Consider the following 12,029-nt stretch of genomic DNA (forward strand, 5'->3'; position numbering starts at 1 on the left):
CGCCCGCGTCGCGGTATGACAGGGCCGCGAAATCAGACACGATGACGTCGAACGCCGTTTCGAGATTCGAGGACGCCGAATGTAGCGGAGTTCTTTTTCGCGAGAAATCGGAAAAACATGTCAATTCATGTCACGTGCGGACCGGGCACTCAACCCTCATTCACCGTAACGCTTCACGGAGAAAAGACAATGGCGGATCCCATCATCAACCGGCGTATCGTGCTGGCGAAATATCTTGAGGGCGAGCCCAGCGACAGCCACTTCCGGATCGAACAGACTCCAATGCGAGAACTGGGCGACGGGGAAGTCCTGCTGAAATCTGTGTTCCTTTCGCTCGATCCCTACGTGCGTAACCGGATGACGAACGCGCAGTCGTATGCGAAGGGATTGTCGATCGGGGATGTCGTGATCGGCGAAACGGTTGCCGAGGTCGTCGCGTCCAGGCATTCCGCATTCGGTCCCGGCGATCGGGTTTTGAGTTGGGTCGGATGGCAGGAGTACGCGATCTCGGACGGCTCGGATCTTCGTCTTCTGCCGTATGCCGATGTGCCACCGTCGACATTTCTGGGCGTGCTGGGGATGCCCGGCATGACCGCCTATACCGGCCTCGCGGAGATCGGAAAACCTCAGGCAGGCGAAACCGTCGTGGTGCCGGCTGCGAGTGGTCCCGTCGGATCGGCGGTCGGCCAGATCGCGCGGATTCAAGGTGCGCGTGCCGTGGGAATAGCGGGCGGTGCAACGAAATGCAAGCGCCTGATCGACGACTACGGTTTCGACGCAGCGGTCGACCATCGCGCCCCCGACTTCGAAGCGCAATTGCGTCACGCGTGCCCAAATGGAATCGACGTGTACTTCGATAGCGTGGGCGGGCACCCTCTCACCGTCGCGACATCGATGCTGAACGATTTCAGCCGGATCCCGCTGTGCGGCACGATTGCCGACTACACGCTGCCCGCGTCGCCTCCGGGACCGGACCGCAGACCGTCGTTCGTACGGGCGCTACTGACGCATCGCGTGACGATGCGCGGCTTTATCGTCTACGACTTTGCGCATCGCAAGGCGGAGTTCGAAGAAGCGATGAGCGCATGGATACGCGCCGGCACGATCAGATATCGCGAGGATATATCGGTCGGTCTCGAATCCGCGCCTGGCACTTTTATCGGGATGCTGGGCGGGAAGAACGACGGCAAGGTGATTGTCGCGTTGTAGGTCGAGTCTTGGGTCGACTAACCGGACGCCAACGCCGGGCTCAACGTCTCCACGAGAAAATCGATAAACACGCGCACCCGCGCCGTCATATGACGCTGGCTGCTGAAAATCACGTGGATATCTTCGATGTCGCCCGGATTGTACGAAGGCAGCAGTTCGACGAGCCGTCCCGACGCCAGATCGTCCTTGATGTGAAACAGCCCAAGGCGGCTGATGCCGAGTCCGGCGAGGGTCAACTGGCGCATGGTCGCGCCGTTGTTCGTCAGGATGTCGCCGCGCACCGGAAAGTGAAAAGTCCGCCCGTCGATCCGGAACGGCCACTCGTCCAGCGATCGCCTGAAATTGAAGTTGAAGCAGCGGTGTTGTTCGAGATCGTCGGGCTTGTGCGGTGTTCCGTGTGCCTCCAGATAGCCCGGCGAGGCCACCACCGCGCGCCCTGTCGACCCCAGCTTGCGGGCGTGGAAATTCGCGTCGGACAGCGGACCCGTGCGCACCGCCACGTCGACGCCTTCGCGCTGAAGATCCACCACCGCGTCCGTCAACGACAGATCCACCCTGATGCCCGGATAGCGCGCGGTAAACAGCGGCATCAGCGGCACGATGTAATGCGTTCCCATCGGAATCGACACGTTGATGCGCAGCGCGCCGTGCGGCGCAGTCATGCCGTCGGAAATGCCGTGCTCGGCTTCGTCGATGTCGTCGAGGATGCGCACGCAGCTGTCGTAAAAGAGCCTGCCCTCGTCAGTCATCGCGAGGTGGCGCGTCGAACGCTGAAACAACAGCACGCCAAGCCGCTCTTCAAGCCGGCTGATCACCTTGCTGACCGCCGACGCGGTCAACTCCAGCGTCCTGCCGGCCGACGAAAAACTGCCGGTTTCGACCACCCGCGTGAACACCCGCATTTCGCCGCTTCGACTGTCCATACACTCATTCGAGAAAATAATTCACAAATGATATTCCATTGCACCGGCTAGGAAAAGGAATCGGAGGGTCTCGCAATTTATGGCTGGAAGACGTGCCGCCGCGCTTGCGCGCGAACGCCGTTGCAAACCGAACAGGAAACGAAATGACGACACTTTTTGACGCTTACGATCTCTCTGGCCGGATGCTCAGGAACCGCGTCGTGATGGCGCCGATGACGCGCGCCCGCGCGCCGGGCCATTTGCCCAACGACGAAACGGCGCGCTATTACGCGCAGCGCGCCAGCGCAGGCCTGATCGTCACCGAGGGCACGCCGATCAGCCCCGAAGGCAACGGTTTCGTCGATTGCCCCGGGCTCTGGAACGATGCGCAGGTCACGGCATGGCGAACCGTCACCGACGCGGTTCACGACCTCGGCGGCACGATCTTCACGCAGATCTGGCACGTCGGCCGGATGAGTCATGTGTCGCTGCAGCCGGGCGGCGCCGCGCCGGTCAGCTCGACGTCCGTGCAAGCGGCGAAAAGCTCGGCATTCGGCTACGACGAGACCGGCAAACCGGCTTTCGTGACCGCGAGCAAGCCGCACGCGCTCACACTCGACGAGATTCCGCGCGTCGTCGAAGACTTCGCCAATGCAGCGCAGAACGCCGTGGCCGCAGGCTTCGACGGCGTGGAAATCCACGGCGCGAACGGCTATCTGGTCGAGCAGTTCATCAACGGCGCGGTGAACGACCGCACGGATGCGTACGGCGGCGACACCGTGGAGAATCGCGCGCGCTTCGCGCTCGACGTGGTGGACGCCTGCATCGCGCGAATCGGACCCGAGCGTGTGGGCATCCGGCTGTCGCCTTTCGGGCGGCTTCACGAACTCGGCGACTTCGCAGGCGAAGACGAGACGTTTATCTATCTCGCCCGCGAACTCGGCGCGCGCGGCGTCGCTTATGTGCACATCATGGATCAGGCGAGCCGCGGCGCGCCCGCGATGCCCGAGGGCTTTCTCGAACGGTTCCGCGAAGCGTTTTCCGGCACGCTGATCCTCGCGGGCGGGCTCGATTTCCGGAAGGCCAGCGACCTTATCGGCAACGGCACCATCGACCTCGCGGCATTCGGCGCGCCGTATATCGCCAATCCGGACCTCGTCGAACGGTTCCGTCACGGCTGGTCGATCGCGAAGGTCGATCAAAGCACGTACTACGGCGGCACCGCGCACGGCTACACCGACTACCCGCATTACACGGGCGCAGAAACGGTCTGAAACACCGTCGTCGCCGTCCGGACCCTTCACCGATCCACGAACCTTTCTTCTCTCTCGCGAGCATCAGAATGAAACCTGTACTTTTTGTCATGACCAGCCACGGCACCCAAGGCGAAAGCGGGGAACCGACGGGCTTCTACCTGTCCGAAGTCACGCATCCGCTCGCCGTACTCGACGAAGCCGGCATACCCGTCGAGTTCGCATCGATCCAGGGCGGTGAGCCGCCTGTCGATGGTCTGGATCTCGACGATCAGACCAATGCACGCTACTGGAACGACGCGCAATTTCGCGCTGCGATTGCGCAGTCGAAAGCCCTTGCCGATATCGACGCAAGCGCTTATTCCGGGATCTTTTTTGCAGGCGGCCACGGCGCGATGTGGGACTTCCCGACGAGCGCGGCCGTGACCGCGAAAACCCGTGACGTGTGGAACGCAGGCGGCGTCGTGGGCGCGGTCTGCCACGGTCCTGCGGCCTTGGTCAATGTGACGCTCGACGACGGCAGCTACCTCGTTGCGGGGCGAAAAGTCGCCGCTTTCACCGATGCGGAAGAAGAAGCGGTCGGCTTGACGCAAGTCGTGCCGTTCCTGCTGTCCAGCACGCTCGCGCAACGCGGCGCCGACATGCAGCCGGGCGCCGAATGGACCCGCACGGTCGCGGTCGATGGCAAGCTCGTGACCGGTCAGAATCCGCAATCCGCGACGGCCGTGGGCGAAGCCATGCGCGATCTGCTGAAGCCGACGCAATCCTGATTGTCAGTGGCTGAGCGGATGCGGCCGAAGCGAACAGGTTTTGCGGCCGCTACCCTCGTGGCGTCTGGATCACGCCCGGCGTCGTGTCCGGTTGCTTCGGACCATCACCGCCTGGCTTTATGTCCGGATACGTTGCGATAGTCGCCTTATATTACGGCTGGGCATTCCGTTAGCGCGCTGTTAGCGCGCTGTCGGCGTATGCTGCATCGATGGCGGCTCGAATCGCTGAACGGCGACGGTGTCACAAACACGGCCTTGACGCGTGACATCGAAGCGAGGCCTCGAACCACGGCTGTAATCACGCGATTCCTGCAAGGAGAACGAGCATGTCCAGTCAGACTGCGAATGCTGTCGGCGCAACCCGTACGGTGAAGGTGCCCGGCCCCGATCATCCGATCACGATCGAGCGTCATCCCGCGCGGGTGGTGGTCACGGTCGCGGGACGCGTGATCGCCGATACGCGCGACGCGTTGTCGCTTCGCGAAGCGACATATCCGGCAGTGCTCTACATCCCGCGCAAGGATGCGGACATGTCGCTGCTGACGCGCACCGACCACGCCACCTATTGTCCGTACAAGGGCGATTGCGCGTATTACTCGATCGGCGTCGGCGGCGAGCGCTCGGTGAATGCGGTGTGGACGTACGAAAGCCCGTACACGGCGGTGGTCGAGATCAAGGATCACCTCGCGTTCTATGCGGATCGCGTCGATTCGATCGAAGAAAGCGTGTGAATGCGCGATGACGGTCGCGTGATGCCAGCATGACCGTTCGAAGGCGTCGCGCCGGTTTCGGGTGACGCCTTCGTCCGTTTGCGCGGGCCACGCCGTGCGGGACCGCCGCGTCGTTATTGGCGTGCGCGAACCCGCCAGCGGATCTGGACGTATCGTGTGATCCAGCACACCGCATACAGTCCGGCGACGCCCGCCGCGACGCCGCCGAGCCGTTCCGCGACGCGCAGATAATCCGCCGTCCAGCCGCGGTCCTGAACGAAAACCATGATGAACGCGACCACGAACTGCGTGGACAAGTAGCCGAATCGCGGCCCGCCGCCCTGGCCGTAAGCGCCCGCCCACACGCCGACGCACAGCACCAGTTGGCACATCACCGGCACGCCGCCCACCAGCGGCAGCAGCGCGGCGGCCAGTCCACCCGCGAGCAGGCAGCCGGCGAGCCGCTGCGTCATCCGGTCGAACACGGCCGCGCGCGCGGCGAAACGGTCCGCGCCGAGCGGCACGACCAGCACGGCGAGCGTCGTGACCATCGCCTGAGGGAATACGCGCCAGTCCATCGCGTGACTGACCAGCGCCAGCAAGCCGACGCAGATCGCGCCGTCGAGTGCGTGCAGCGCGGCAATGCGCCGTTCCACCGCGATAGCATCCGGCACGACCGTGCTGGCCGCACTGGCCGAACTGGTCAAACCAGCCGCGCCGCTGGCCGCCGATGCCGGATCGTGCTTGCCCCGAGGCGAGCGAAACAGCACGACGCGAAACACCGGATCGCAGATTGCCGCGACCATCGTGCAGACGCCGCACCCCACCGCGACGTCCACGATACGCGCCAGCGCGAACGCGTTCAGCGTGTCGTGCTGATGAACGGCGGCGAGCGTCACCATCAGGAACGTGACCGTGCCGAGCACCCACGCATAGCTCTGGCGCTGCGTGAGCGCGGCCCACAGTCCCGCCCAGGTCGCGACCGCCAGAGCGGTCGCCCACAGCGCCGGATGTCCGGCCAGCCACGGACCGAGCAGCGCGCCGAGCGCGGCGCCCGCCAGCGTCCCGGCGATCCGCAACAGCGCGCGCCGCGATGAACTCGCGAGATTGGCCTGCGTCACCGTGAATGCGGTGATCGCGACCCACCAGGTATCGGCGAGGCCAAGCGCATGCGCGACCAGCACCGACACTGCCACCGACACCACCGCTTGCGTCGCCCGGGCCGCCCGAGGGCCGCGTAACGAAAACGGACGACGACCGTGCGCGTCGAGTGTGACCAAGAATGTCTCCTGAAAAAGCGGGCGCACGGGGCGCGTGCGGGAAATCCGAACCGGTCACGCATTGTAGCCACGGATATCCGCCGTCAATGCGCCCCTAGCCGTCAGAGCGCCGTCGTCGTCCGCCAACGTAAGCGCAACCTGGGCACGCCAGGATCGGGTATCGTGCGCTTCGGCACTCCGACCCGAACGATTATCTTGGCACGCACCGCTCCCCCTTCCGCTCCACGCCCGACCACCGTCGTCATCGGTCCGGACGGCCTTGCACGACCGCCCTGGGCGATGGACAGCCCGTTGCTCCAGGCGTACTACGACACCGAATGGGGCATGCCCGTACGCGACGAGCGCGGCCTGTACGAGCGGATTGCGCTCGAAGCATTCCAGGCGGGTTTGTCATGGGCGACCGTGCTGGCCAAACGCCCCGCATTTCGCGATGCGTTCCGCCAGTTCGATCCCGACACCGTCGCCGCTTTCGACGACACCGACATCGCCCGGCTGCTCGCCGAACCGGCCATCATCCGTAACCGCGCGAAAATCGTCGCGGCGATCACCAACGCGCGCGCGACCATCGCGCTTCGCAATGAAGGCGGCCTCGTCGAGTTCGTCTGGTCGTTCCAGCCCGCGCGCACGCCCGAGCCGCGCACGGTCGGCGAAATTCCGACGCAATCGGCGGAATCTCTTGCGTTGAGCCAGGCGTTGCGCAAGAAGGGCTTCGCGTTCGTCGGTCCGACCACGATGTATGCGCTGATGGAGGCGGTGGGGATTGTCGATACGCATCTGCTCGACAGTCATCGTCGGGGCAGTTCGGGCGTGTGGCCGCGCTGACGATTCGCGGCACCGTGCCCGAATGGCCGCGCGTTCACTTCAGATACGCGTCCAGCGTTTGCGATGCCTCGGCGAAGCGTTCGACGAGGAAATCGAGCAATGCGCGCACGCGCGGCGCCATGTATTGCGTGCGCTGATACAGCGCGTGAACCGGCACATCGGGACCGCGCCATGCCGGCATCACGATCTGTAGCCGTCCGGCCTGCAAATCCTCGCCGACATCCCAGATCGACTTCATCACGATTCCCGCGCCTTCGACGGCCCAATCGCGCGCGAGCGCGCCGTCGTTGGTTTCGCGCGCTTTCGCCAGCGACACCTGAAACGCGGCCGTGTCGTCGCCGTTGGTGAAACGCCATTCGTTCGCGACACCCGCCGCCGACGACAGCACGATCGGGTCGAAGCGCGCCAGATCCTCCGGATGATGCGGCTCGCCATGCGCGTCGATATACGACGGCGACGCGCACAACACGCGCCGGTTCGGCGCAAGACGCCGCGCGACCATCGAACTGTCGGCGGGCACGCCGAAGCGGATCGCCAGATCGATATCGTCGTGCAACAGGTGCGATAGCGAGTCCGACAGCATCAGCGCGAAGCTCACATCGGGATGCGCGGCGTTGAATTCGTCGAGCCAGCGCTTGACGACATGGCGACCGAAATCCGAAGTCGCCGACACGCGGATCTTGCCGCTCACCATGCTGTGTCCGGCATGCAGCGCGGCGTGCGCATCGTCGAGCGTCTGCAATGCGTGCTGACAATGGGCGAGATACATGCGCCCTTCTTCGGTCAGACGCAGCGAGCGCGTGGTGCGCTCGAACAGTTGCGTGCGCAACGCGCCTTCGAGTTTGACCAGCCGCGCACTCGCCGCTGCCGGCGACAAACCGAGCTTGCGCCCCGCCGCCGACAACCCGCCCACATTGGCCGCTTCGACGAACAGCCGGATGTCGCCGAGGTTATCCACGATTGTTCTGTCCCGTGAGTGAATCGGTGAAAGAGTGCGGACATTATTTAGTGGGACGAAGGTCGTAGCAAGCGCGTTCGCGGAAGACGCTTGAGCCCAAACCTCAGACCAGCCATCCGTTCATCCCCACCCCACAACCCTCTCCGCGCTGCCCCCCTCTTCTCCCTCAGTAAATACACGCACTTTAATCGCATTGCGATTAAACGCATTTCAATGCGATTTTTGTGCTCCTATTCTTTTTTCAAGCACGCTGCATTCGTATCGAAGCCCGCCCCGTGGAGTCCGAGATGAAAGAGGTTTTGCCGTTGATCGCTGCGCTGAAATCCGAGCTGGGTTCGGGCGCAGTGCTGACCGAAGCGCCCGATGTCGACGGCTTCACCGAAGACTGGCGCGGCCGCTTCAAGGGACGCGCCACCTGCGTCGTGCAGCCGTCGAACACAGCGCAGGTCGCGGCGGTGGTCCGCTTGTGCGCGGCGCACGGCGTGCCGGTTCTCGCGCAAGGCGGCAACACCAGTCTGTGCGGCGGCGCCGTGCCCGCCGCCGACGGCATCGCGCCCGTGATCGTCAACCTGGCGCGGATGCGCCGCATCCGTCATATCGACGCCGCCAACGGCTCGATGGAAGTCGAAGCCGGTTGCGTGCTGAAAACCATCCAGGACGCCGCCGCTGCCGAACAGCGTCTTTATCCCATCAGCCTCGGCGCGGAAGGTTCGTGCCAGATCGGCGGCAATCTCTCCACCAACGCGGGTGGCACCGGCGTGCTGCGCTACGGCAATACGCGCGACAACGTGCTCGGCGTCGAAGTCGTGCTCGCCGACGGCACGGTCTGGAACGGCTTGCGCGCGCTGCGCAAGGACAACACCGGGCTCGATCTCAAGCATCTGTTTATCGGCACGGAAGGCACGCTCGGCATCATCACCGCAGCGGTGCTGAAGCTGCACCCGCTGCCGACCCATCACGCGCTCGGCTGGTTCGCGCCGGTCGATCCCGCCGCCGCGCTGGCCGTGCTCGGCATGTTCCAGGCCGCATGCGGATCGAAACTCAATGCATTCGAAATGATCAACCGTCGACAGCTCGAACTGGTGATCGAACACGTGCCCGACCGCCGCAATCCGCTCGGCGACCTGCACGACTGGCACGTGCTGGTCGAACTCGCGGATATGCAGGGCAGCGACGAGTTGGCCGCCGCGATGCAGCACACGCTCGAACAAGCCGCCGAAGCCGGGCTGATCGTCGATGCGGTGCTGGCCAGCAACGAATCGCAACGCGCCGCGCTGTGGGAGATTCGCCATAGCGTGTCGGAGGCGAACAAGAAAGCCGGCGTCGGCCTGACGACCGATTGCGCGGTGCCGGTTTCCGCCGTCCCCGCATTTATCGCGCAGGCGACGCGCGCCGTCCATGCGATCGTGCCCGGCCTCGACGTGCTGGTGGTCGCGCATCTCGGCGACGGCAACGCGCACTTCATCCCGTTCTTCACGTTCGGCGCGTGGGAATCGCTGTCGGACGCCGGATCGACCGGCGCCGCGCTGAAGCGCTGCGTCAACGACGTCGCGCACGAATTGCACGGCACGTTCAGCGCCGAGCACGGCGTCGGACAAACCGGCCTGAGCGAAATGGCGCACTACAAGTCGTCCGTCGAACTGACGTTGATGCGCGCCGTCAAGCACGCGCTCGATCCGCACGCGCTGCTCAATCCGGGACGCCTGCTACCGGCCTCGGCCGCCTCGCCATCACCCACATCCTGACCGCCTGACGCGGCGTCCTATCGCATTACCGGCCGTTCACGTAACACGCCTTCTTTTCTTTCTGGAGCCGACATGAAAAAGCAGCCCGCACGCGATCAGATTCAACAGCCTGGCCGCCGCACCGTCATCAAGTCCGCGCTCGCGGGCGCGGCAGCGGTCGCGTTCCCGTTCGTGTGGACGCCGTCGCGCGCGGCAAGCAAGCGCATCGTGATCCGCGATGACGGCGGCATCTATACGAAGGCCTACGGCGCGGTGTTCTACCGGCCGTTCACCGAAAAGACCGGCATCGAAGTGGTCGGCGTGCAGGCCAACGCGGAACCGACCGCGCTGATCAAGAGCATGGTCGATACCGGCAGCTACACGTGGGACATGGCGAAGATCAGCCAGCCCGCGATCCTGCTGCTGACGGGCGGCGGCAAGGACTATCTGGAGAAACACGGTCTCGAAGCCGATCCGATGGTCGCGAAGATTCCGTCGCAATACATGTCGCCGTACGGCGTCGGCACCAATGTCTACACCACCGTGCTCGCGTATCGCACCGACGCGTTCAAGGGCCGCAAGGCGCCGACCTCGTGGGCCGACATGTGGAACGTGAAGGATTTTCCCGCCCGTCGCGGCCTGCGCAAATATCCGTTCGATACGATCGAGCAGGCGTTGATGGCCGACGGCGTGCCGACCGGCCAGGTCTATCCGTGCAACCTCGATCGCGGCTTCGCGAGCCTCGACAAGATCTCGAAACACGTCGACGTCTGGTGGAATACCGGCGCGCAGGTCGAGCAAATGCTCGGCTCCGGCGAAGTGGACATGATCAGCACGTGGGTCTCGCGCGCGCAATCGGCGATCGCGAACGGCGCGCCGGTCGGCATCGTGTGGAACCAGAACATCTGGGGCTGCGATAACTGGTCGATCCTCAAAGGCACGCCGAATGCCGACGCCTGCCGCGAATTCATCAAGTTCGCGTCCGACCCGAAACGCCAGGCCGCGCTGGTCGAATATTTCCCGGCCGGCATGACGCAACCGGAAGCGTTCAACTACGTGAAGCCGGAAATCGCGAAGAACTCGCCCACATTCGAAGCGAACATCAAGACCGGCCTGCATATCGACGCGAAATTCTGGCAGGAAAAACAGAGCGTCGCGCTCGAACGCTTCAACCGCTGGATCCTGACCTGACGTCTCGCTGTCACTTTTCACGGAAGCCGATCCCATGCCTGCCTCGAACCTTCAAGTCACCGGACTGTGCAAACGCTATGGCGATTTCGTCGCGCTTGCCCCGACCGATCTCGACGTCGCCCAAGGCGAATTCCTGACGCTGCTCGGACCGAGCGGCTCCGGCAAGACCACGCTGCTGAGTCTGATCGCCGGTCTTGCGCAACCGGATGCAGGCCAGATTCGCATCAACGGCGTCGATGTGACGTACGGCGCGCCGTACGAGCGGGACATCGGCATGGTGTTCCAGAACTACGCGCTGTTCCCGCATATGACGGTCGCGGAAAACATCGCGTTTCCGCTGCAAATGCGCAAGACCGATGCGAAAGCGACCCGCGACAAGGTGATGCAAGCGCTCGACATGGTGCATCTGCCGCATGTCGCGCAACGCTATCCGCGCGAGTTGTCCGGCGGACAGCAACAGCGGATCGCGCTCGCGCGTTGCATGGTCTATCGTCCGTCGATCATCCTGATGGACGAACCACTCGGCGCGCTCGATAAAAAGCTGCGCGACCACATGCAACTCGAGATCAAGCGGATTCACCGCGAACTCGGCACCACCATCGTGTACGTCACGCACGATCAGGAAGAAGCGATGACGATGTCGGATCGCATCTGCCTGATGAACGCGGGTTCGATCGCGCAACTCGGCACGCCTGCGGACCTTTATTTCCGGCCGAAAAGCGTGTTCGTCGCGGACTTCCTCGGCGAATCGAATCTGCTCGACGCGGTCGTCACCGCGCGCAGCGGCGATCAGGTGCAGGTCAGCATGGACGGCGTCGCACACGGCAGCGCAACCGTCTACGACCCGGTGATCGCGAACGGCAAGCCGGTCAAGCTGATGCTGCGTCCACAGAATCTGCGCGTCCACGACGCCGCGCAACACAGCGCGACCGGCGACGGCGGCACGCTGTCGGCGAAGCTCACCGACATCATGGTGACGGGCAGCATGACGCGCCTCTATCTGCAACCGCACGCGGCCGATGCCGCGCCGCTGGTCGCCGCGTTTCCGACCAACCGTTTCGGCAGTCAGTATGCAATCGGACAGACGCTCGGCCTGTCGTGGGTCGCCGACGACGCCGTCGCCATCGCGGGGTAAGCCATGACCGCTCAATCCGCCATGACCGCCCATCCCGATTCCGATTCCGATCTCGCCAGCGCTCCGCATCCCGGC

The 12,029-nt window shown here is 64.2% G+C and carries 11 protein-coding genes; 8 read left to right on the forward strand and 3 right to left on the reverse strand.

Features of this window, described 5'->3' with window-relative positions:
• Positions 1-189 precede the first annotated feature (189 nt).
• Positions 190-1,209, forward strand: coding sequence for an NADP-dependent oxidoreductase (locus tag PW947_RS01065; RefSeq protein WP_299628869.1), 1,020 nt, complete (start codon positions 190-192; stop codon positions 1,207-1,209).
• Positions 1,210-1,226: 17 nt separating this feature from the next.
• Here PW947_RS01065 and PW947_RS01070 read toward each other — a convergent pair whose 3' ends face one another.
• Positions 1,227-2,132: a LysR family transcriptional regulator gene (locus PW947_RS01070; protein ID WP_299628871.1), complete on the reverse strand. Its 906-nt coding sequence runs from the start codon at positions 2,130-2,132 to the stop codon at positions 1,227-1,229.
• Positions 2,133-2,275: 143 nt separating this feature from the next.
• Here PW947_RS01070 and PW947_RS01075 point away from each other — a divergent pair, with 143 nt between their 5' ends.
• From PW947_RS01075 to PW947_RS01085, 3 genes are all read left to right on the forward strand, one after another.
• Positions 2,276-3,385, forward strand: a complete 1,110-nt coding sequence (locus PW947_RS01075; protein WP_299628873.1) for an alkene reductase — start codon at positions 2,276-2,278, stop codon at positions 3,383-3,385.
• A 68-nt stretch (positions 3,386-3,453) separates the two neighbouring features.
• Complete coding sequence (locus PW947_RS01080; RefSeq protein ID WP_299628875.1) at positions 3,454-4,134, forward strand: type 1 glutamine amidotransferase domain-containing protein; 681 nt, start codon at positions 3,454-3,456, stop codon at positions 4,132-4,134.
• 326 nt (positions 4,135-4,460) lie between these two features.
• Positions 4,461-4,865: a DUF427 domain-containing protein gene (locus PW947_RS01085; protein WP_299628877.1), complete on the forward strand. Its 405-nt coding sequence runs from the start codon at positions 4,461-4,463 to the stop codon at positions 4,863-4,865.
• A gap of 113 nt (positions 4,866-4,978) precedes the next feature.
• Here the strand turns inward: PW947_RS01085 and PW947_RS01090 are convergent, their stop codons facing one another.
• A complete protein-coding gene (locus PW947_RS01090) occupies positions 4,979-6,124 on the reverse strand; it encodes an FUSC family protein (RefSeq protein WP_299628879.1) in 1,146 nt (381 codons plus the stop codon).
• Between the two features lie 279 nt (positions 6,125-6,403).
• Between PW947_RS01090 and PW947_RS01095 the strand changes: the two genes are divergently transcribed.
• Complete coding sequence (locus PW947_RS01095; protein ID WP_299628881.1) at positions 6,404-6,946, forward strand: DNA-3-methyladenine glycosylase I; 543 nt, start codon at positions 6,404-6,406, stop codon at positions 6,944-6,946.
• A 34-nt stretch (positions 6,947-6,980) separates the two neighbouring features.
• On the opposite strand, the gene PW947_RS01100 is transcribed toward PW947_RS01095, so the two are convergent.
• Complete coding sequence (locus PW947_RS01100) at positions 6,981-7,904, reverse strand: LysR family transcriptional regulator (protein ID WP_299628883.1); 924 nt, start codon at positions 7,902-7,904, stop codon at positions 6,981-6,983.
• Positions 7,905-8,191: 287 nt separating this feature from the next.
• On the opposite strand from PW947_RS01100, the gene PW947_RS01105 reads away from it, so the two are divergent.
• The 3 genes from PW947_RS01105 to PW947_RS01115 all read left to right on the forward strand — a co-directional run bounded on the left by PW947_RS01105 (position 8,192) and on the right by PW947_RS01115 (position 11,954).
• A complete protein-coding gene (locus tag PW947_RS01105; protein WP_299628884.1) occupies positions 8,192-9,649 on the forward strand; it encodes an FAD-binding oxidoreductase in 1,458 nt (485 codons plus the stop codon).
• A gap of 72 nt (positions 9,650-9,721) precedes the next feature.
• Entirely contained in the window at positions 9,722-10,819 is a 1,098-nt protein-coding gene (locus PW947_RS01110) for an ABC transporter substrate-binding protein (protein ID WP_299628885.1), read from the forward strand.
• Between the two features lie 34 nt (positions 10,820-10,853).
• On the forward strand, positions 10,854-11,954 hold the full coding sequence (locus PW947_RS01115; RefSeq protein WP_299628887.1) for an ABC transporter ATP-binding protein: 1,101 nt from the start codon (positions 10,854-10,856) through the stop codon (positions 11,952-11,954).
• Positions 11,955-12,029: the final 75 nt, after the last annotated feature.

This window comes from Paraburkholderia sp. (genome assembly GCF_028283785.1).
In the GTDB taxonomy this organism is placed as follows: domain Bacteria; phylum Pseudomonadota; class Gammaproteobacteria; order Burkholderiales; family Burkholderiaceae; genus Paraburkholderia.

Excerpts from the sequence above, each read along its gene's own strand:
- PW947_RS01110 (WP_299628885.1), top strand. The coding sequence starts at position 9,722 with ATGAAAAAGCAGCCCGCACGCGATCAGATTCAACAGCCTGGCCGCCGC.
- PW947_RS01105 (WP_299628884.1), top strand. The coding sequence starts at position 8,192 with ATGAAAGAGGTTTTGCCGTTGATCGCTGCGCTGAAATCCGAGCTGGGT.
- PW947_RS01085 (WP_299628877.1), top strand. The coding sequence starts at position 4,461 with ATGTCCAGTCAGACTGCGAATGCTGTCGGCGCAACCCGTACGGTGAAG.
- PW947_RS01080 (WP_299628875.1), top strand. The coding sequence starts at position 3,454 with ATGAAACCTGTACTTTTTGTCATGACCAGCCACGGCACCCAAGGCGAA.
- PW947_RS01065 (WP_299628869.1), top strand. The coding sequence starts at position 190 with ATGGCGGATCCCATCATCAACCGGCGTATCGTGCTGGCGAAATATCTT.
- PW947_RS01070 (WP_299628871.1), bottom strand. The coding sequence starts at position 2,132 with ATGGACAGTCGAAGCGGCGAAATGCGGGTGTTCACGCGGGTGGTCGAA.
- PW947_RS01115 (WP_299628887.1), top strand. The coding sequence starts at position 10,854 with ATGCCTGCCTCGAACCTTCAAGTCACCGGACTGTGCAAACGCTATGGC.
- PW947_RS01075 (WP_299628873.1), top strand. The coding sequence starts at position 2,276 with ATGACGACACTTTTTGACGCTTACGATCTCTCTGGCCGGATGCTCAGG.
- PW947_RS01095 (WP_299628881.1), top strand. The coding sequence starts at position 6,404 with ATGGACAGCCCGTTGCTCCAGGCGTACTACGACACCGAATGGGGCATG.